The 20,876-nt window shown below is 64.1% G+C and carries 14 protein-coding genes; 12 read left to right on the top strand and 2 right to left on the bottom strand.

Features of this window, described 5'->3' with window-relative positions; translation table 11 throughout:
- Positions 1-44 precede the first annotated feature (44 nt).
- The 9 genes from CFB34_RS02740 to CFB34_RS02700 all read left to right on the top strand — a co-directional run bounded on the left by CFB34_RS02740 (position 45) and on the right by CFB34_RS02700 (position 13,483).
- Positions 45-872, top strand: a complete 828-nt coding sequence (locus tag CFB34_RS02740) for a hypothetical protein (RefSeq protein ID WP_089443535.1) — start codon at positions 45-47, stop codon at positions 870-872.
- Between the two features lie 428 nt (positions 873-1,300).
- A complete protein-coding gene (locus CFB34_RS02735) occupies positions 1,301-4,360 on the top strand; it encodes an ATP-binding protein (protein ID WP_089443767.1) in 3,060 nt (1,019 codons plus the stop codon).
- Between the two features lie 106 nt (positions 4,361-4,466).
- Positions 4,467-4,661, top strand: coding sequence for a hypothetical protein (locus CFB34_RS02730; protein WP_089443534.1), 195 nt, complete (start codon positions 4,467-4,469; stop codon positions 4,659-4,661).
- Positions 4,662-5,090: 429 nt separating this feature from the next.
- A complete protein-coding gene (locus CFB34_RS02725; RefSeq protein ID WP_089443533.1) occupies positions 5,091-5,762 on the top strand; it encodes a response regulator in 672 nt (223 codons plus the stop codon).
- 166 nt (positions 5,763-5,928) lie between these two features.
- Positions 5,929-8,931: a hybrid sensor histidine kinase/response regulator gene (locus CFB34_RS02720; RefSeq protein WP_089443532.1), complete on the top strand. Its 3,003-nt coding sequence runs from the start codon at positions 5,929-5,931 to the stop codon at positions 8,929-8,931.
- 459 nt (positions 8,932-9,390) lie between these two features.
- On the top strand, positions 9,391-9,924 hold the full coding sequence (locus CFB34_RS02715) for a CS1 type fimbrial major subunit (RefSeq protein WP_089443531.1): 534 nt from the start codon (positions 9,391-9,393) through the stop codon (positions 9,922-9,924).
- A 102-nt stretch (positions 9,925-10,026) separates the two neighbouring features.
- Complete coding sequence (locus CFB34_RS02710; protein WP_179243682.1) at positions 10,027-12,282, top strand: TcfC E-set like domain-containing protein; 2,256 nt, start codon at positions 10,027-10,029, stop codon at positions 12,280-12,282.
- A gap of 32 nt (positions 12,283-12,314) precedes the next feature.
- Positions 12,315-13,001 carry a pilus assembly protein gene (locus CFB34_RS02705; RefSeq protein WP_089443529.1) on the top strand — a complete coding sequence of 229 codons (687 nt, stop codon included), beginning with the start codon at positions 12,315-12,317 and terminating at the stop codon, positions 12,999-13,001.
- A complete protein-coding gene (locus CFB34_RS02700; RefSeq protein ID WP_089443528.1) occupies positions 13,001-13,483 on the top strand; it encodes a hypothetical protein in 483 nt (160 codons plus the stop codon). Before CFB34_RS02705 ends, CFB34_RS02700 begins: the two co-directional genes overlap by 1 nt.
- A 373-nt stretch (positions 13,484-13,856) precedes the next feature.
- Here CFB34_RS02700 and CFB34_RS02695 read toward each other — a convergent pair whose 3' ends face one another.
- Positions 13,857-14,849, bottom strand: coding sequence for an IS5-like element ISBmu2 family transposase (locus tag CFB34_RS02695; protein ID WP_006412423.1), 993 nt, complete (start codon positions 14,847-14,849; stop codon positions 13,857-13,859).
- Between the two features lie 92 nt (positions 14,850-14,941).
- Between CFB34_RS02695 and CFB34_RS02690 the strand changes: the two genes are divergently transcribed.
- The 3 genes from CFB34_RS02690 to CFB34_RS02680 all read left to right on the top strand — a co-directional run bounded on the left by CFB34_RS02690 (position 14,942) and on the right by CFB34_RS02680 (position 17,366).
- A complete protein-coding gene (locus CFB34_RS02690; protein ID WP_143329538.1) occupies positions 14,942-15,913 on the top strand; it encodes a hypothetical protein in 972 nt (323 codons plus the stop codon).
- Between the two features lie 8 nt (positions 15,914-15,921).
- The gene (locus CFB34_RS02685; protein WP_089443526.1) at positions 15,922-16,473 is read left to right on the top strand and encodes a hypothetical protein; all 552 of its coding nucleotides are present in this window, start codon (positions 15,922-15,924) and stop codon (positions 16,471-16,473) included.
- Positions 16,474-16,667: 194 nt separating this feature from the next.
- Entirely contained in the window at positions 16,668-17,366 is a 699-nt protein-coding gene (locus CFB34_RS02680; RefSeq protein ID WP_089443525.1) for a hypothetical protein, read from the top strand.
- An 84-nt stretch (positions 17,367-17,450) separates the two neighbouring features.
- Here CFB34_RS02680 and CFB34_RS02675 read toward each other — a convergent pair whose 3' ends face one another.
- Positions 17,451-20,846, bottom strand: a complete 3,396-nt coding sequence (locus CFB34_RS02675) for a GLUG motif-containing protein (RefSeq protein WP_089443524.1) — start codon at positions 20,844-20,846, stop codon at positions 17,451-17,453.
- Positions 20,847-20,876 lie beyond the last annotated feature (30 nt).

The following is a 20,876-nucleotide window of genomic DNA, read 5'->3' as shown; positions in this document are numbered from 1 at the left end:
CGAACACATAAGCCGAACAACGACTCTAATCGATCGATAACGACATGAAGACCATCCTTTCCCAACGTCTCACTCAAGGTGCGCTGGTGGCAGCGCTTTGCGCGTCCGTCGCGGGTTGCGGCGGCGTGGTGACGCCCGGCGGGCAGAACGCGGGCGTGACCGGTGCCGCCGCGGGCGGCGCGAGCGCCGGCGCCGATTCGGGGCTGCAGCGCTGTGCGTCGCCGCTCGGCACGATCGCCGTCGATGACGGCCGCAACGCCGACTGGTGGGGCCCGTTCGGCAGCGCGACGAAGATGACGACGATCGACCCGCTGCTGCGCCTGGCCGTGCAGCAGTCGAACTGCTTCGTGATCACGTCGATCGGCAACCAGAAGAGCGACGCGCGCCTGTCGCGCATCACGCAGCTGCAGCGCAACTCGGGCGAATACCGCGCGGGCTCGAAGCAGCAGAAGGGTCAGCGTGTCGCGGCCGACTATTACATGGAACCGCAGATCGTCATCAACGATTCGCCGATCGGCGGCATCGGCAGCATGATCGGCGGGCTGATCGGCAACAGCGCGGTCGCGGCGGTGGCCGGCCACCTGCAGACGAAGGCATCGGTCGTCACGCTGACGCTGTTCGACGTGCGCTCGGCCGTGCAGATCGCGGCGTCGGAAGGCAGCTCGACGTCGACCAACTACGGCGCGGCGCTGGGCGGCTTCGGCGGCGGCGTGGGCGGCGCGCTCGCCGGCTTCTCGTCGACGCCGGAAGGCAAGGCGACCGTCGTCGCGTTCATCGACGCGTACAACAAGATGGTCGTTGCACTACGCAGCTACAAGGCGCAGGACGTCAAGGGCGGCCTCGGCCGCGGTGGCCAGTTGCAGGTCAATTGACGTACGCCGGCGATGATGGCGTTCGACTTCAACGCGAACAACGGCACGGGCTTCCTGTGCACGACACTGAATCCGCTCACGCAGAACTGAGCGAACGACGCGGCTGTGACGGCCGCTGGCCGGGCATGTTTTCGAAGCGGGGCGAGAGCCGGAGAGCGGCGCTCCTCCGCTTTTTTGCAACCGGCGCAGATTCCGCAATCACGGACATCGCCCTTGCCACCGGCGACCGGATGGGGGCACGGATTTCGTTCAAATTCCAAATCATAATTAAAATATATTGGACGTGTACTAAATCGTCCATTCCGGACTGATTTTAGGGGAACCGTTTGGCATGATCGTGGCATTCCAATTCCCTGGGCCACTTTCGTCCACGATACCGGTGCCGGATGCAGACGCATCCCGGTGCGCCGGTGTCGTCGCTTCGCGACATGCCATACAGTCCGCTCCAGTCCATCCGTCGCTATCAGAACATCTCGGTGTTCGGCGGCGGGATCGTCGTCACGATCCTGATCCTGATCGCCTGCGCGCTCGGGATGGGTTCGATCGTGTACGCCTATCTCGACGGCGAGCGGCACAACTTCCTGACGGGCATGGTGCAGACGCTCAACGAGATCAAGGTGAGCGAGACATCGTTCCGCAACGGCGTGACCAATGCGCAATTGATCTGGAGGGGGATCGAGCCCGCGCCTGAAAGCGTCGTCGATGCGTTCTACGAAGACGGGGAGCGGGCCGCGATCAAGCCCTATCCGTCCGTGGTGTTCGGCGTGCCGCGGGAGGCGGCCGATCGCACGGAGGTGGCGCGTTACCTGTCGCTGTCGGTGCTGCTGGCGCGCATCTGCGCGGCCAGTTCCATCAATCGTGGCCACACGCTCGTCGGCTATCACTACAGCACGCGCACGAGCCTGCTCGGGCTCGTGCCCGATTCGGGGGCCGGCGGCAGCGCGCTCGCCACGCCCGAGGGCCGCGCGCGCGTGATGGACGCACTGCGAATCGACTTCGGCGACGCCCCGGCACAGGTGCCCGGCGCCGCCAGTCGCCCGCATGTGCGCTGGCTGCCGCCGTTCATCGATCCGGTCTCGGGTGCCGCGCGCATCCGGCTTGCCGCCCAGGCGCAGGCAGACGGCAAGCCGTTCGCGGTGCTCGTCACCGAGTACGCCCCCGAGCACTTGCTGTCGTGGCTGCCCGACCATCCGGTCGACGGCGTATTTTTCGTGACGACCGGCAACAACCGCCTCGTCGCGGCGAGCCCGGGCGTGGCCGCCGCCGACGCGCGCACGGGCCGCCTGCTGGCGCTCGACGTGTCGCGTGATCGCACGGCGCCGGAACAGGCGACATTCCGCGACGGCTTCGTGATCTTCCACGGCACGCTCGATGCAACGGGCTGGACGCTTGCCTATGCGTTGCCCTGGACGGCCGTCGTCGCGAACGTCGCGCTGCGCGCGAGCGTGCTGCTCGGTGCGTCGCTGCTCACGATCGCGATCATGTGGATCCTGCTGGTGCGCTTCCATCGCCGTTTGTTCGCGTCCGTCTATGCGCGCTCGCAGCGCGTGTTCGACAGCGAGGCGCTGTGCCGCAGCGTGATCGAGACGGCGCCGATCGGCCTCGGCCTGATCTCGCGCGCGGATGGCCACTTCATGCTCGTCAGTCCCGCGCTGGCCGAGATGATCGCGCGGCTCGGCAGCGATTATCGCGCGTTGTCCGCGCAAGCGGTCGCGCGCTACGACGCGTTCACCGCGAGCGGTGCGGCCGGCGGCACGCTGCAGACCGATTTCGTGCTCGCCGATGCGGACGCGGGTGCGGCGCCGCTGCATCTGGAGGTGAGCGCATGCGGCGCACGTTACCAGGAGATCGACGTGCTGATCGTCGCGGTCGCCGACGTCACGGCAAGGCGGCAACTCGTTCAGCAGCTAGAGGAAGCAGTGCGCGCGGCCGATTCGGCGAACGCGGCCAAGTCGTCGTTCCTGGCGGCGATCACGCATGAAATCCGCACACCGTTGAACGTGATTCTCGGCAATCTCGAACTGCTCGACCGTTCCGCGCTGGATGCGCCGCAGCACGGCCGCGTGCAGACGCTGCGCACGGCGGCGTCAGGCCTGCTCGGGCTCGTCAGCGACATTCTCGATTTCTCGAAGATCGAGGCGGGCGCGATGACGGTCGAAACGATCGAATTCGACGTGGCCGGCGTGATCGAGCGCACCCTCGGCGCGTTCGCGCCCGTCGCGAAGGAAAAGGGGTTGCCGGTGTATTGCGAGTTCGATGTGAGCGGTGCGCAGCGGATGCGCGGCGATCCGACCCGGCTCGGTCAGGTGCTCGGCAACCTGCTGAGCAACGCGATCAAGTTTACGGCCGACGGGCACGTGTCCGTGCGCGTGTCGGTCGCGTCGGCGGGCCGCGGCGACGCGGAACTGTCGATCGCGGTCGAGGACACCGGCATCGGCATCGCGGGCGCCGATCGTCACAAGCTGTTCCAGGCGTTCTCTCAAGTCGACGCGACGATCACGCGCCGCTACGGCGGCACGGGGCTCGGGCTCGCGCTGTGCGATCGCCTGGCCACCGCGATGGGCGGACGGATCGACGTGGCGAGCGCGCCGGGCACCGGCAGCCGTTTCACGTTGACGCTGCCGCTCGGGGTGGCCGTCGTGCCGCTCGACGCGCAGCCCGTGCGTGGCGAGCGCGTGCTGGTGATCCTCGTCGCGCGCACGGAATGGCAGCGCTTCGCGTTGCCGCATCTGCGTGCGTGGGGTTTCGACGCCGACGCGTACGAGCACCCTGTGCGGATTCCAGCGGATCGCCGCGCCAGGGCCGCCGCGATCGTTCTGTTCGGTGAGCCGGATGGGTGGCCGCGCGCGGCGCTGGACAGCCTGGGCGATGGCGGCCCGGTCGTGCTGGCGACACCGGACGGGCCGCCTCGGGCGTATCGGGCGGGCGACACGATTCGCGTGTCGTGTTACGCGCTCGCCGGCTTGCGCGGCGCGCTCGCTCAGGCGATGGCCGAAGCGGGCGGGCAGGCTGCCCGCCCACCGGTGATCGATCCCGCAGCATCCGGCCGTCCGCGCGTATCGCGCGTGATGCTCGCCGGCATCGATGCCGTCGGTAGTGCGCTGTTGCGTGAGCAACTCGACGTGCTGGGCTGCGAGGCGGAAATCGCGGGCTCGGCCGAAGCGGCGCTCGGCCTGTTGGCCAGCGGTGCGTGGGACGCGTTGCTGCTGGACGCGGCGTTGGCCGACACATCGGCCAGTGCGCTGACGAGCGCGGTGCGCGACCTCGGCCTGGCTTGCGACGTGGTGGTCGTCACGTCGCATGTCGCGCCGGACGACAGGCGCCGCTACGCCGACGCGGGAATCGGCTGCGTACTGACGAAACCGGTGACGCTCGCGCATTTGCGCGCCGCGCTGGCGGGCACGGTGCGGCGGCGGGGCATGCCAGGTCGGGGAGAAGGGTTACAAGCACAGGACATCGCGTATCTCGCGCATGGTGACATGACATGAACACGTGTCGGTTGCCGCGGGCAACGACGAGGTCCGAAGGATGGAAGGCAGCGCACCGTGCCGGCAGGGGCGGCGCAGATCAATCGGGTGAGAAGAGGGGAAGACCGTGCGCTACATGGTGAAAGTCTTCGTGATGCTGCTTGATTTCGCTACGCTTCCCGAGAAGTCCCGAAAGGATTTTCTCGGAAGGATCAACGAATTCCTGATCATGTCGCCGCTACAGAGGCGGCGTGCGATCAGCGAATGGAGGCAGGAGCTAGAAGAGCGGGACGAATCGGGCGAGCGCGTGCGTAGGCAGTAGCGGCGATCCGGGCGCGGCGGCACGAGTCGTTGCGGCGGTGCGGGATCGTGCAACCGCGGGGCCTTGGGCAATGCGGCGCTGTGGCCGTGGAAATCGCCGCATGTACCGCCGTGTGCCGCGCGTCGCTTGCGTGCGGCGCCCGCCGCGCCTGCCGTGGCCGGCATGCGGGCCTGCGCCGCCAGATCGTAGTCGGCCGGTGCGCCCGTGCCGCTTGTACCGCGAGGTGCCGCCGGGCATGACATGGCATCGGCCTTGCGGCCAATGCTTACGGTCTTTGCCGCGTTTTATCTTAAAATCGAGGCGCGCTTGCATTCTCCGATGTGTCGAAGCGACGGGTCAGTCGCTGGATGAACCGGAACCGGAACGGCGGCCCGCCTCTTGCGGCTGCCGACGGGTGCGCTATCGAAAGCCTCGGGGAGAACAGGGACGATGGATGAATTCTTTGTGCGTGTGATGGTGGCCGACGACCACCCGTCATCCGCGATCGGGATGTCGCAGGCGCTCGCCGAGAGCAGCACGATCCGGCTCGTCGGCTCCGTGTCCAATTCGACCGATCTCGTCGCCGCGCTCGACGAGAAGCCGAGCGACGTGCTCGTCGTCGACTACGTGATGCCCGGCGGTAAATTTGGCGACGGGCTCGTGCTGCTGGCGTTCCTGCAGCGCCGCTATCCCGCGCTGCGCCTCGTGACGATCACGATGATCGACAATCCGAGCGTGCTGCATGCGATCCGCAAGCAGGGCGTCGGCTGCATCCTGAGCAAGTCGGACGCGATTTCTCACCTCGTCGGCGCGGTGCATGCGGCGTATGTCGGCGCGAACTATCTGTCGCCGCATATCAAGCAACTGCTGGAGTCCACGGGTACGTTGGACGCGGCCCGCCCGCTGACGACGCGCGAGATCGAGGTGGTGCGGCTGTTCGGCGCCGGCTATACGGTCGGCGAGATCGCCGTCCAGCTGCACCGCAGCAAGCAGACGATCAGCTCGCAGAAAACCAGCGCGATGAAGAAGCTCGGTATCGTGCGCGACGCCGACCTGATCCGCTATGCCGGCGAAGGTCAACTGCCGGACGAGTCGGCCGATACGCCGGCCGCGGGCGAATAAGCGGTTTGCCGAACGTGGCTTCGCGTCGTCGCACGTGGGCGATCGCATCGCGCGGCGCAAGGCGATTCGCCTCCCTGGCATGCGTGTATCGGCCGGCCGTGCGTGGCGTGACGCAATCGTGCATAACCGCCGCTGCGCTCCCGGCTGGCGCCACCGATACCCATCGATGCCCACAAAACTGAAACGACTCTTCGCGCATGCGGCCGCCGGCCGCAAACCGTTCGATCCGGGCCGCGTGCGCCGGCAGCAGCAGGTGTTGCTGTACGGCGGCGGGAGCGCGGTTACGGCGTTCATTCTCGTGTGCGCGGCGCTGGTCGTCCGGCTCGACGTGCAGGATAGCCTGGGGCAGGCGCGGTCGACGTTTCTACAGCGCGAGGCCGAGTTCTACGCGAACCTGCAGGCAGTGGACAGGGTGCTGGCGACCTTCGGAACCCGGACGGAGCTGCTGTGGAACCAGGGGGCACGGCCGTCGACCGACGCTTTTCGGGGCTTCTCTGCCCGACATGGCAGGCTGGTTGCCGGCACGATTGGCGGTGGGGAGCCATTCTTCGCGATGGCTGAAGTCACGGCGGCCCGGCCGGCCGAATCGTATGCGCGATATCTGGGAGCGTTGCTTCCCCAAGCAGACCGTGAGTTGAGATATTCGCCGCGGCCCGCCGAGGCGGAGCCGATTGGCGGCTACCTGATCGGGCTGGACAGCCCGTTTCTCGGCGCTGTGGGTGCGGGGGTCGTCGCGCGCGCGCGGACGCTGCCGCACGATACGGACTTGCAAGCGCTGATCGCTCGCCTGATGCCGACCGGTGCGACGACGCAGAAGCCGGGCATGCATGGCGGCACCTACTCGCTCGATCGCCGTTACGATCCGATTGTCGGTCGCACCGTCGTGCGGTTCGCACGCCGGCTCGACGACGCGGCCGGCCGCCCGTTCGGCTGGTTCGTGTTCAACGGCCTGTTCCGTCTCGACGACATCCTGTCGCCGCAGTCCGGCGACGAGGACGTGGCGGTCGTCGACGCACGCGGCAGCATCGTGGTCGGGCGGCAGCGCGATCCGGCGATGATCGAACGCGCGATGAGCGACATGCGTGCTTCGTCCGGCGGGCATGTCGTCGTGCGTCGTGTCGGCACGCGATTCGTCATCAGCGACCGGTTGCCGGATTCCGGCCTCGCCATGGTGACGACCTTTTCGTGGCGAAGCGTGGCGAGGGCGACCGCGGTCGGCGTTGGCACGACGCTCACGGCCGCGCTGCTCGCGATCGCGGCGCTGTGGATCGCGATCGTCATGTTCGACCGCCGCGCGCTGCGCCCCGCGAACCGGCGTGCGATCCGCCTGATCGAAAGCGAGGCGTTCAACCGCACCCTGATTCGCACGGCGCCGGCCGGCTTGCTGCTGCTGTCGGCGGCCGACGGCGAAACGGTGGTGCGCAACGATGCCGTACTTGCCTATGAAGACGGCGTGTCGGGGCTCCCGCTCGGCAAGCGCATCTGGCAGGCGTATCGCGAGCGGCATCCGGCCGGCGCGGGAGAGCGGCGCTTCGTGATGCAGCAGGAACTGGCGGTCGAGCATGCGGAACAGGGCACGACGTATCTCGCAGCGCACATCGTCCGCACCAAATTCCGTGGCGCCGACGTGCTGTTGTGCACGCTGACCGACGTCACCGCCCGCAAGCTGACCGAAGACAAGCTGCGCGAAGTGCGCGCGGCCGCGGACGATGCGAACAAGGCGAAGTCGACGTTCCTCGCGACGATGAGCCACGAGATCCGCACACCGCTCAATGCAATCGTCGGCAACCTGGAGCTGATGGAGCGGGCGGAATTGCCGGCGGTCGAGCGGCGTCGCCTGAAGACGATCGTCTCCTCGTCGGATGCGCTGCTGCATACGATCAACGACGTGCTCGACCTGTCGAAGGCGGAATCGAACCAGATGGCGCTGGAGCACATTCCGTTCGATCTGCGGCGCGTGCTGCTGGATGTCGCCGCGATCTTCCGGCCGCTTGCCGAAGCGAAGGGGCTGGCGCTCGACTGCCGTCTCGCGGCGGAGCTGGCCGACGGCTACGTGGGCGACCCGACGCGGTTGCGTCAGCTCGTATCCAACCTCGTCGGCAATGCGATCAAGTTCACGGAGCATGGCGCCATCACTGTCGAGGCGCGGCTCATGCGCAGTGGCGCCGGCTGTGTCGAGATCGACGTGCGCGATACGGGCGTCGGCATACCGCTCGAGGCGCTGCCGACACTGTTCGACGTCTACATGCAGGCCGATCCGTCGATCTACCGTCGCTTCGGCGGCACCGGGCTGGGGTTGCCGCTGTGCCGCCGCATCGCGCGTCTGATGCACGGCGAACTGACGGTCGAGAGCTGGGTGGACGAGGGCTCGACGTTCACTGCGACGCTGCCGCTGCCCGAGGCGCCGGCCGGCTGGCGGGGCGCCGAACTCGAACCGGATGCGGCGCACGCCGTGCAAACGCCGGGCCGGCACGATGACGTGGAACCGCTGCGCGTGCTGGTGGCCGAGGATCATCCTGCCAGCCGCGCGCTGCTGCGCGATCAGCTCGACGCGCTCGGGCACGACGCGACGATCGTCGAGAACGGCATCGAGGCGATGCGTGCGTACTTCGAGCACCCGTTCGACCTCGTGCTGACCGATCTGAGCATGCCGCAGCTCGACGGCTTTGCGTTGGCGAATTTTCTGCGCGAGCAGGGTGCGAAGGTGCCGGTGATCGCGATGACCGCGCATGCGACCGATGAGGATCGTCGTCGCTGTGCTCAGGTGGGCGTCGCCGAGGTGGTACTCAAACCGCTGTCTATCGACAGTCTCGATACGGTGCTGCGGCGGCATGGCAGTCACGGTGACGCGGTGGCCGATGCGATCGATTCCGGCCTGAGCGAGGTCACGCCGGTGATGACCGATGAAATCCGGCGGACTTTATGCGAGGCGACGCTGCGCTCACTGGCTGCGATCGAGGCAGCCGTGTCCGCTGGCGACACGGATTCGCTCAGGGTGGAGCTTCATTCCCTTCGCGGCGGCTTCGCGCTGGCCGGCGACAGTGCCGCGCGCGACGCCTGTGCGCAGATGGAAGGGACCGTGAACGCGGGGGGCGCGAGGGCGTTCGAATTGCACTGGTCGGCGTTCCGGAGGGAGATGGAGCATGTGCTGGAGCGAATCGACCGTTGAGGTGACGCGGCGATCGTTGCGCTTCCTGCTGGCCGTGGCGTGGTGAAGTCGGCCCCGATGTGGCCGCAACCAACCTGAAGCGAAATCGGGCAGCAGTTGTTTCATTCGAGGAAAGGAGTTTGTCGCCCATGGATGCGATCGCACGACCCCGCGATGCATGGCCGAATCCGGTCGTCCGGCGACCGGGGCGGCCGCAGCGATGGCTTGCCGCCGCAGCCGCAGCACCGGTACGGATAAAAGTTAAAACGATCTGACAATCAACGATTTGGACCGGTGAATTTTTTTATTTCGTACGTGTACTAGGTATTTTTAAGGGATGACGGAAAGTTGTCCTATCGCTCGCCAGCTTTTCATCATCGAAAATAACGTCAGTGGAATTGATTTTCCACGCGTTTGAATACTGATTGATTAATCTGTATTCGATCTCCGTAAATCAATCTTTTCAATAGAGATCAATCGATGAAACTCAGCAAAATCGTTCTGGCAATGGGCGTCACCACGGCACTGTTCGGCATGGCACATACGGCACAGGCCGACACGGTGTCGAAGAAGATCACGCTGACTGCCCAGATCAACGACGGTATCTTCGTGTCGAAGCCGGACGGCTCGACCTGGTACGGCACGGAAGAACTGCAGGCCACCGACTACACGCAAACCAAGTTCGAAAAGTCGCTGCCGGTCCGCGTCTGGTCGAAGAACGCCGATTTCAACGTTTCGCTCGCGCAACCGCTGAAGCTGGCGAGCGGCAAGTACGAAATGAAGAACGCGAAGGTCACGCTGTCGGGCAACGCGGGTGACTCCGAAGTCAAGTTCGGCGCGGCCCAGAAGATCACGCAAGTGACGTCGGGCAACGGCGGCTTCGACGAAGTGCACAACCTGAAGATCAACGTCGACGCACCGACCAAGGTTGGCGAAATCAGCACGAACGGCAGCTACAGCGGCGACCTCGTGATGGTGTTCGAGCCGGTTGCGGCATCGGGCGGTGACAAGTAACTGTCCTGCTTGGAACCCCGGCCCCGTCGGGGTTCCCTCTTCGCTGTCATTCCACCGAATTCCCGTGGTCGTTCGTTTCATTCCTCCTTAGAAGAAAACAGCGTGTTCGCCTATCAAGCTCCCTTTCGGTTCAACAAGCTGTGGCTGGGTGCGTTTCTTTTTGTTTCGTCGCACTCATTCGCAGAGCTAAAGGTTACGTACGGCGTGCCAGAAGGGTTCAGCGCGGCCGAGATGGACGATAGCGCGAACTATGTGGCGACCTTCAATGGACGTACGCTGCCGGGGTTCATCAGTTATTCTCAAACGAATGCGTCGCTTCAGTTCGACGCAGCCAAGTACGCAGCCAACGGTATTTCTCCGGACGATGTCGAAGTCATCCGGAGCGTGATCTCGCAGCTCGATTACAAGCGTTGCAGTAAGGGCTGCGACGTTTTGATTGCCGGGTACTACGTTACCGTCGACAAGCTGAAGCGTTCGATCTCGATCCGGAGTTCGAGCCAGGATTACATTGCGCCCGAAACGGGTTTCGGTCTCGTCAACAACCAGTCGATCGACTTGCGAGCGGCGTCGGATGGCTACCGGGCCGTCAACGTCAACGGCAACACCTATGTCGGGCTCCCGTTCCAGAGCTTCGGCTATATGAGCTGGTACGCGAACCGTACCGACTCGAACAATTTCAGCGGCAGTCAGAAGGGGCTGTCGTCGTATTACCTGCAGAAGAACTTCGCCGGCACGTACGTGCGGGCAGGTAAGCAGAACAACATCGATTACGCGGCCGGAACGGTCAGCACGCTGCTGGCGCCGAGTTTTGACCAGTTCGTGACCGTCGGCAGCCAGACTCATCTTCAGGTCGCGAGCAACGCCGGTTCGCTGGTTCTTTATGCGTCAGCCGACGGCAACTACGAGTTCTACCGAAATGGGCGCCTGATCCTCAAGCGGCCCGCGGCAATCGGCCGTAATGAAATCAGCTTTGCCGATTTGCCTGGTGGCTATTACTCGGTCGAAGTTCGCCTTGTCGATCGTAACGGCAACGTGGTCAACCGGGAAACGCGCGAGGTCAACAACCTCAACTTCGGTGCGAACAGCGGCAACGCGTGGCACGTGACGGCCGGCAAGGAGATGGGCGACGGAGGCTATTTGCTCGAAGCCGCGATGAGCCGGAACTTCAAGCAGTTCTATCTCAACGCGTCGATGCTCGCGGGCAAGGGCGGGAAATGGGCGGCGGAAGTCAACGTCACCCGGCCGATGCAGCTCGGCGGCGTCGACATCACGCCTACGCTGGGCGTGTTGAGTGGCGAACGCAGCACCGGTGGCTACGCCAACATATCGATGGCAAGCGAGGTGCTCGGCAGCCTGATGGTCAGCCGATACCAGAACACGGAGGTGTCGCGCTTCTACGCCGGTCAGCCGAGCACTGCCGTGACCTACAGCCGAAACTTTCGCGGCGTGACGTTCGGCTACAACTACCAGCGCTCGCAGTATAGCGAGTCGCAGCAGGCTGAAGCGCGCTGGAATTACCGTCCGAACGGACTGTGGGGCACATTCGCACTGGGTGTCCAGAAGGGCGGGTACCAGGGCAGTGGCGGCTATGGCGTGTATTTCAACATGACCATGATGCTCGAGAAGGTGCAGGCAAGCTTCAGTGCCGCGCATTCCGGTGGGCAGACGCAGATCAGCGGCGACGTTCGCAAGGATTTCCTGGACGGCTTTGGCACGACTGCCCTAGGCCTCACTGCGAACCGGATCGGCACCGACTACGGTGTGAACGTGTATGGCACCCGCTCCGGCACGCGTGGCGACGCATCGCTGAACCTGGGTACGAGCAGCGCGGGTAGCAACGTCGATTTCAACTACCGCGGTATGGTCGCGGCCAGCCGCCAGGGCGTTGCATTCGGTCGCTACAGTTCGAGCGGCAGTGCGATGCTGTTGAAGACACCGAATATTCCGGGCATGAAGTATGGCTTCAACGTCGAGGGCAGCCCGGTCGCCGGCAACAGCACGTATGCCGTGCCGCTCAATGCCTATCGGGACGTGCCGTTCGCACGCGTGATGAGCAGCAGCGAAAAGGTCGACATGAACGTCGAAGTGCCGGCGAACATCGTCCGGGCGCACCCGGGCCAGGTCTACGCGGCAACGGCGAAGGTCGACATCAACATGGTGTACAGCGGCTTCCTGAAAGATTCAAGCGGCAAGCCGGTGAGCGGCAAGGTGGTCGAAACGGGCGACACGGTGCACCCGAACGGCCTGTTCTCGATCGTCAGCAAGACGATGCTGTCGCAGATTACGCTCGACCAGAACGGGCATCGCTACACGTGCAGCCTGAAAGACGCGAACGGAAACGACTTCCGTTGTCAATGATGGCTCACCCAACCAATTGAGGGATTGACGACATGAACTTGAACTTGCGAACCACGCTTCTGATCGTGTGCGGCCTGCTGTTTGCCGTCGCTCGACCGGTACAGGCCGACGGCGAGCTGATGGTCATGCCTGCCACGACCAAGGTATTCAGCAACCATGACCAGAACGTCACCGTGAAGAACATGGGTGACGCGCCGCTCTACCTGTCGATTTCGGTGCAGAAGGTAATGAATCCGGGCAAGACGCCGGAAGAGAAGCAGGATCTCGGCGAACTGCAGCATCCCGGCATGCTGGCGAGTCCCGACAAGCTGACGCTGGGGCCGAACCAAACGCGCTCGGTCGTGCTCAAGTCGCTCGCGGAGCCCGTGAACGAAGAGCTGTACCGGCTCTATATCGTGCCGGTGAGGTCGCTGAAAGTGGACGATGAGCCGCAGGACAAGATCAGCGCGCCGATGTCGGTGGCGGTCGGCTATGGGGTGCTCGTCAGGCACATGCCGCCGCCGGGCAAACAGCGCAGCGGCTGGACGCATCGTTGTGAGAGTGGCGGTCTGACGCTCGAGAACACGGGGAACGTGCGTCAGATCTTTACCGATGTGAAGGTTGACAAGGCGCAGCAGGCACAAACGATCGCCGTGTTTCCGGGTACGCCCCAGCACTTCGCGACGAAGCGAATGACGTTGAATGCCGATGACAAGCCGCAGACGCTGGAGTGCCCGTGATGATGCGCACCGTGCGCTTCGCGGTCGGGTTGCTAGCAGCGGTGGCCTGCACGTGCAGCTGGGCTGCCGGTGTGCTGAAGCTGTCTAGCGCGGAGCTGACGCTGGAGCCGGCGCAGGCGCAGGCGACGGCGCGCGAGCTGTATGTCGAGAATGTGGGCGATACGCCGCTTTATCTGAATATCGAGCAGCACCTGCTGACCAATCCGGGCGAATCGCCTGAGCATCTGGTACCGGTTGCCGAAGTCGCGCGTCCGACCTTGCTGGTATCGCCTGCGCGATTGACGTTGGCGCCGAATCAGAAATATCGGATGGGGCTGAAAGAACTGGCCGTGCCTGAGCAAACGCAGGTCTGGCGTATCACGTTTCGACCGAAGGAACAAATCGTTGTCGATGCTACGCAGGATGAAGGCGCGCCGGCTCCGTTGTTCGTCAATGTCGGGTATGGCGTGGTGATTTATCAACGTGCGGTCCGAGCTGAGTAACGCACGTGCATCGAAGCGAGACTCGCCGACATCTCGGAAATGACGCGCGGGAAGTACTTAGCCCAATCAGGCGTCAGCTTGACAAGGCTGTTTCATCATGCCGTCGAGCATGACGTGCCGGTCGTGGAGGCCATGCGCGGAGGTGCCTGCCAGACGTATTGACCTAATCGGAACAAAGAGATCGATGAACAAATTCGCAATTCTACGACAATGGCGAGGGTGCGTATTGGGCGCATTTCTAGGGAAACGCTGATCAATGGACCAACTTCCGAAGTTGCAGGCGAGATGGCTTCAAATTTTCTGGATGACGAAGCGAATCGGCGCTCAATTCAGTGAATTTGGCGCGTAAGCGAGCCTCCCCTGCTCGCATTTTTCATACGCATGACGGACTGCTCCCATGGACCGATCGCAACAGATTTCGCGCAATCACCAGATTCGCCAGAGCGAACAGGCTGAACAGTTGCGCGGTGTTCTTGGCCAAGCCCTTGTATCGGGTCTTGCGATGCTGAAACAGATTCTTGACGATATGAAACGGATGCTCAACCCGCGAACGGATCTGCGCCTTGGTTCGCTCGAGCGCGATCACCAGGTCCTTCAGCGCTCCTTCTTGCATCGCCTTGATCTTTCCCCGCCTGGCAGCGACGTGCCACTTCACGGCCTTGCCCGCCATTTCCTCGCGCTTGTCGACGCCAATGTAGCCCGCGTCGGCGAACACCTGCTCTTCATGCCCGTGCAGCAGGGCATGAGCTTGCGATACATCCGACACGTTGGCCGCCGTGCCAACCACACTGTGAATCAGGCCCGAGTCGGCGTCGACGCCAATGTGGGCTTTCATGCCAAAGTGCCATTCGTTGCCCTTCTTCGTTTGATGCATTTCCGGGTCACGGCTCTTCCCGGCATTCTTGGTCGACGGCGGCGCTTCAATGATCGTCGCGTCAACCAGCGTGCCTTCCTTCATCATCAGCCCACGCTCGCACAGCGAGATGCCAATCTCGTCGAACAACTTCCGTGTCAGTTCGTGTTCGATCAGCAGGCGCCGGAACTTCAACAGCGTGGTTGCATCAGGCACGTTCTCGATCGCCAGATCGATGCCGGCGAAGGCTCGCAGCGTGATGCTGTCATACAGCGCGTCTTCCAGTCCTTCGTCCGACAGTCCGTACCACTGTTGCACGAAGTAGATTCGCAGCATCCGCTCAAGGCCAATCGGCGGGCGACCTCGCGTGCCCTTCGGATAGTGCGGTTCGATGGCCGACAGCAAGCGCTGCCACGGAACGACCTTCTCCATCTCTTCCAGGAAGCGTTGGCGCCTCGTCACTCGCTTCTTGCCTGCAATTTCCGCTTCCGCGAAGCCGATCTGCCTCTTCATCGTCGTGGGTCCGTTCCGTGAGCTGTCTTCTAAACGTCCTCGGCTACGTCTGCGATGACCGCCGAGCCGAATAAATCAGCGTTTCCCTAGCGGTGCTTTCTTCCAATGCATCGGCCTACGTACTTCAGTTTGCCAAAGTGGTCAACAGCTATGGTAAGTGCACCTGGCAAAACAACGGGGATGGAACCAGCACGATCGATCTGACTATCAATTTTCGATCCATTACGGGCAATCTGGGGAAGAATACAAATGGAAGTCTCAGGCCCGACAGCGAGTTCAATTCCCGTGGCGTCCTGATTTACACATACGACGCCAACGGGAAATTGCTGCCAAGCAGCGCTGCGGCCAAGTCTATCTCGATGAATGGCCGCAAGGCCTCCGGTAGTTTTAAGGATACGACTTATGTGATCTATTACCTATCGACGGCCGGGGGGAAGGTACCAGAATGGCACAACAGAGACGCGTACACCGCCGAGCTCCAGGTCGTCATCGATAATTCCCAGATCAGAAATTGGCCCGGCATTGCCATCCGTGCCGGCGCCTTCACGACCGGTGACGACGTCGGTGAGGTCACGGGTGCTGCTTATGTCAGCAACATGGGCAGCACCAGTGCTTGCCGGGTGCTCGATCCCACAGTCCCGCCGCCACCGCCGCCACCCGCTATCGAGATCAACATGGCCGCGCCGGATTGGGACCTGGGCGAATTGCCGCGAGGCGACGACGAGAGGACGCTCAGCGGTGCAACACAGCAGCTCTGTTTTACTTACTCTGGCGTCGACAGCTATCGTAACTTCGTAATCGATGCGACGAGCAAGAACGGCGTTCTGGGCGGCCGATACCTGCTCGCGAATTCAAGTAAGCCTTCCGAGACTGTGTCGTACGACCTGACGCTGGACAGCGGCAGCGCATCGTTCCTGCTACCGAATACAGCCGGAAGCATGGTGAAGTTGGATAAGGGCAATCGCACCTGCTTCGTTCCGACGTTTAGGACCTCGGTGGGCATTGGTGCCGGTGCTGGCGACTATAGCGACGTGTTGTCGTTCACGGTCATCACGAAGTCGTAGGAGACAACATGCGGAAAATCATACTGAACGGATTTCTGGCGGCGCTGGCGTGCCTGCCGATGTTTGCGTCGGCGCAAATCCTGCTGGTCAACGGCAAGAGTCAGAGCAAGGTGACGGCCAAGGTCGTTCGCCCGAACAACCTGATCATCACCGATGAAAAGGGCACCTGGTTCCCGCAGGGCCTGGTGATGCAGCAGTTGGGCGGCTGGGAGACTGCCTATGAGGTGCAAGCGCGGTTGCGGGTGGTGTCGACGACGGGCACGTTCCAGGTCCGCATGGATCAGCCGCTCGATATCCGGAACCAGACAAAGCCGACGCTCGCGTTCCGGAAGACGGCGGTCAGCATCGGTGCAGAAGGCGCCGAACCGAAGCCGATGGTCGTCGGCCAGGCGATTGAGTTCGACAACCCGGCGCCGCCGTCGCCGAATATTGATTCCGAGGGCTACTACAGCCTCGCGGTTTCTGCGTTTCCGCCGGACGGCGACTTCAGGAGTACAGCCGGCACCTATAAGGGCGAGCTGTCGCTGGTTTTCGAACCGATCGTGCCGAAGCAAAAGTAGCGATGGAGGCCTCCGACGCCAGGAGGCGATCCGACTTCTGACCGCCCGCCGTGTTGCGGGCGGTGTTCTTTCCGTTTTCTGCTTTAGATTGTCGTCGACGTCTATCCGTGCGTGCCGTGTTGGCGAATGACAGCACAGGCAAGACGGCAGTTACGGCCTGCTTTCCCCAAGGGCCGACTCACCAGGATCCGAACATGAGATTGCGTGCATTCATTCTCCCGATCGTGGTAACGGCCGCCGGGCTCGTCCCTGGCTTGGCCGCTGCGACGATCGATCTGTTTCCGAAGGAAATCGTGATCGATTCGGGCACGACCAACGTGCAGATCATCAACAACGGTGACCGTCCCGAGTACGTAACCATTTCGATGTCGCGCTTGCTTAACCCCGGCGTCGAGCTGAAAGACGAAAAGCTCGAACCGGTCGGCGAGGAGGCGCAGCCGACGCTGGTTGCGTTTCCGTTCAAGCTGAGTCTCGCGCCCGGACAGACCAAGAACATCGTATTGAAGCCATTGAAAGCCGTTCAGAACGAAACGGTGTATCGGCTGGATGTCAAGCCCGAGATCAAGGCGATGGCGCAGGGGCGACAGAACGCCAGCGGGAGTATCGTCGTGAACCTTGGATTCAGCGCGCTTGTGCGGCAAATGCCGGAGAGCGAGAGAGTGAAGCTGTCCGTTGAGTGCGACATGTACGGCGCGCGCCTGATCGCCACAGGAAGCGTCCGTTACGCGGTGAAGGGCGCAAAGGTGAACGGAAAGCTCACTGAACCCTTCAACGTGTACCCGGGGGTGCCGCAAACGCTGCTAGGAGCTATCGTCGAGATTCCCGGTCAGCAGATTTGCCGAGGTGGCGCCGCGCTGACGATTAACAGTGTGACCGAAGCCGATCATCGTTGATCGAAACCTTGCCATATCATCAGTTGTTCAAATGCGGAGGCCGGCGCCGTTTTTCAGGACGCCGGCCTCCGTTCAACTCACCGCTTAGTCCTTCAACACACCCATGTTGCTGCCGACCAGCGTGACACCGCTACCATTCGCCTGATTGCCGCTCAGCGTCCCGTAGTTGATGCCGGCGAGCGCACCGTAGATCTGGTCGTAGCCGTTCGTGAATGCGATGCGGCTCTTCGTCGTCGAACCATTGACTTGACCGAGGTTGACGCCGGTCAGGCCGCCCATGAGCGCGTAGCGGCCGCCGGAGACGTCGCCGCTCGAGGACGAGGCATTGACGGTGCCGACGTTGACGCCGACCAGGCCGCCGATCTGGCTGAGATCCCCGGCCCGGACCGAGCCGCTGGCTTGAGATGCGTCGACGGTGCCGCTGAGCCGGCCGATCAGGCCGCCTGCCGCGCTGTTGTCGCCGGCTTCCACGTTGCCCAAAGCGACTGACTGCGACACACGGCCGGATTCGTTGCGACCGATCAGGCCGCCCGCATCCGATTGTGCGCCGGCCTTCACGTTGCCCGCCGCTCTCGATGCCAGCACGGCGCCGGCGTTACGGCCGATCAGGCCGCCTGCCTGGCTCCTGGCGCCCGCCGTGACGTTGCCGGTTGCGCTCGAGCCATCGACGCGCCCCTTGTTGAGGCCCACGAGGCCGCCGACGGTGCTGTCGTTGCCGGCAAGGACGTCCCCCTTCGCAGACGACGATACGATCGTGCCGGTATTGCTGCCCGCGAGACCGCCCGCGACGCTCGCGTTACCGGCCAGCACCTTGCCCGTTGCGCTGGAGCCGGAGATCTTGCCGGTGTTCTCGCCAACCAGGCCGCCAGCGGTGCTGTTGTTGCCGGCCGTTACCGTGCCCTCTGCGATGGATGCGTCGATGAGCCCGTCGTTGACCCCCACGAGACCGCCGAGCGTGCCTTTGCCGTTGACCTGCACGGCGCCGAGCGCGATCGACGACTGGATGTCGCCGGTGCTTGCGTTGGTTCCGGCCAGGCCGCCGGCGACGCTGTTCGTCCCTGCGAGGACGCGGCCGGTGGCCTTGGCGTGCGCGATGGCGCCTTCGTTCAGGCCGACCAGGCCGCCTGCGCGGCTCGATGCGCCGGTCTTCACGTTGCCGTGTGCCTCCGAATTCGCGATGTGGCCGCGGTTCTGCCCGACCAGGCCGCCGGCCGAGCCGGAATCGCCCGCCACGACGTCGCCGTAGGCGCGGGACGTGTCGATATCGCCGTCGTTGAGGCCGACGAGGCCGCCAGCGTTGGTATTGTGACCAGCCGTCACGATGGCGGACGACGACGAACCGATGATGACGCCGCCTTTCTCGTTGACGCCGACCAGGCCGCCGGCCTGACCGAAGTTGCCGTTGGCGATCACGCTGCCCGCGCTCGACGAATTTTCGATCACGCCGTTGCTGGTACCGGCCAGGCCGCCGATGGCGTTACTGCGGGCTGCGACGACACGGACGTCGGCGCGGCTGTTGCTGATCGTCGCCGCGGGCGACTTCGGCCACAGCACCGAGGTGTTTTCGCCGACCAGGCCGCCGATCGCGATCGTATCCCGATCGCCTTCGACCTTGCCGCTCACGTTCGCGCGATCGATCGTGCCGCTGTAGTTCGAGCCGACCAGCCCGCCGATGTAGGCGAAGCCCTTGGCCGAGACGTTGACGTTCCGGGCCGTTACGTTCGAGATTTCGCCCAAGTTCGCGCCGGCAAGCGCGCCGATCGAGACTGCCATGCCGTAGCGCGGAGTGGACACCGTGATGTCCTGCAACGACAGGTTGGCGATACGGCCCGTGTTCATCGCGAAGAGGCCGACCATGCCGCGGTACGGGTTGGTGATGTTCAGTCGGCTGATGGTGTTGCCGAGGCCGTCGAACTTGCCGGAGAACGCATAGTCGCCGCCGATGCTGCGGAAGCCGGCATTCATGCCGTCGATGCCGTTGCCGAGCACGTAGCGGCCGTTCAGGTTCGCATCGACGTTGCGCAGGTCGGCGAGCGTATGCAGGACCTTGTAGTCCTCGCCGTTCGAGCGGAAGGAGGCGTTGTCGCCCGACAGCGTGACGACGGCATTGGCGGTGTCGAACGAGTGGCCGTTCGTCGAATTCAGCTCGAGATGCGCGTTGCGGCCGGTGAGCTTGACGGCATCGTTCGCGCGAATGCGGTCGGCTGCGTTGACGACGAGGCTCGCATTCGTGCCGGAAGCGGACAGCGCGTTGCGCAGGTTCACGCTGCCGTTCTTCGACGTGAGGGTGAGCGCGTTGTCGCTGGTCCACGCGACCGGTGCGTCGACGTTGAGGTCGTTGCGGGTGTTGGTCAGCGCGACGTTGGTGGTGTCGAGGTTGCGCGCGAGCGAGCCCGCGCCGATCGAGCCGCCATCACCGCCGACGCCGGCGTTGGCGGCTTCGAGGGTCCAGGTGCCGGCGGTATTGCCCGCGCGGGTATCGACGATGGCGTCGTTCGCGACGTTCACGCGTTCGCCGCGCGTGAGGACCGAGCCGGCGGGTGCACCGGCTTCGGCGGCGCTGGCGTCGAGCTTGCCGCCGACCTGCACGGTGCCGCCGTCGAGCGTGATCTTGCCGCCGCTCGCGTTCAGGCCGCGCGCCTCGATCGTGCCGGTGTTGTTGACCACCGCGTCGAGCAGGTTGCCGGCCGCACGAGCGGTCATCAGCACTGCGCCGCCGTCGGCCTTGAGCAGGCCGCCGTTGGATGCCTGCGCGTCGACTGCACCGCTATTCACTTGCAGGTTCAGCAGGCCGTTGCCGTCGAAGTTGACGGTGAATGCATTGCCCGCGCCGAGTGCGACGCGGCCGAGCTTCGCCTGGATCGTGCCGTTGTTGGCCACACGCGCGCCGAGCAGCGCGACGCTGCCGCCGTCGGCGGCGGTGATGGTGCCGCTGTTGACGACGGATGCGGTGGACGAGCCGGAGAAGCGATAGTTGCCGGCGAGGAAATCGGCATCCGAGAGATTCTGGGTGGAGGCGACGAGGCCGCCGACGTTGACCTGTGCGCCGCCGCCGAACATCACGCCGTTGGGGTTGACGAGGAAGACGCGGCCGTTGGCGGAGAGGTTGCCGTCGATGCGGCTGCCGGTGGAGCCGATCACGCGGTTCAGCGCGAGGGACTGGCTGTCGGGCTGGTGGAACGACACGCGCTCGCCGCCGGCGATGCTGAAGTCCTGCCAGTTGGTGACGAGCTTGTCGGTGTGCTGGTTGATGTTCATGGTTCGGCCGTCGTCGGAGCGGACGAAGTCGGCCTTGCCGGAGGTGACGGATTCGCCGGAGGGCAGCGCGAAGGCGGGCAGGGCGGCGAAGCCGAGCAGGGAGACGGCGGCGACGGCGGCGCGCTTGCCGCCGGCGGACTTGCCGCGGCGACGCGCGGTTTCCCCGACCGCGGTCCAGCAGCGCTGGGTGCCGTTCCATACCAATGCGTAAGTCTTGTTCATGCGTTTCCTCTTGGATGGTTGAACGTTCAT

This window comes from Burkholderia sp. HI4860 (assembly GCF_002223045.2).
Lineage (GTDB): Bacteria > Pseudomonadota > Gammaproteobacteria > Burkholderiales > Burkholderiaceae > Burkholderia.
Note: the sequence above shows the minus strand (reverse complement) of the source record. Positions and strands in the feature narration are given on the sequence as shown.

Bases quoted from the DNA above. Each gene is read 5' to 3' on its own strand.
- CFB34_RS02685 (WP_089443526.1), top strand. From the start codon at position 15,922: ATGCGGAAAATCATACTGAACGGATTTCTGGCGGCGCTGGCGTGCCTG.
- CFB34_RS02680 (WP_089443525.1), top strand. From the start codon at position 16,668: ATGAGATTGCGTGCATTCATTCTCCCGATCGTGGTAACGGCCGCCGGG.
- CFB34_RS02700 (WP_089443528.1), top strand. From the start codon at position 13,001: ATGATGCGCACCGTGCGCTTCGCGGTCGGGTTGCTAGCAGCGGTGGCC.
- CFB34_RS02735 (WP_089443767.1), top strand. From the start codon at position 1,301: ATGCCATACAGTCCGCTCCAGTCCATCCGTCGCTATCAGAACATCTCG.
- CFB34_RS02740 (WP_089443535.1), top strand. From the start codon at position 45: ATGAAGACCATCCTTTCCCAACGTCTCACTCAAGGTGCGCTGGTGGCA.
- CFB34_RS02675 (WP_089443524.1), bottom strand. From the start codon at position 20,846: ATGAACAAGACTTACGCATTGGTATGGAACGGCACCCAGCGCTGCTGG.
- CFB34_RS02695 (WP_006412423.1), bottom strand. From the start codon at position 14,849: ATGAAGAGGCAGATCGGCTTCGCGGAAGCGGAAATTGCAGGCAAGAAG.
- CFB34_RS02725 (WP_089443533.1), top strand. From the start codon at position 5,091: ATGGATGAATTCTTTGTGCGTGTGATGGTGGCCGACGACCACCCGTCA.
- CFB34_RS02715 (WP_089443531.1), top strand. From the start codon at position 9,391: ATGAAACTCAGCAAAATCGTTCTGGCAATGGGCGTCACCACGGCACTG.
- CFB34_RS02705 (WP_089443529.1), top strand. From the start codon at position 12,315: ATGAACTTGAACTTGCGAACCACGCTTCTGATCGTGTGCGGCCTGCTG.
- CFB34_RS02720 (WP_089443532.1), top strand. From the start codon at position 5,929: ATGCCCACAAAACTGAAACGACTCTTCGCGCATGCGGCCGCCGGCCGC.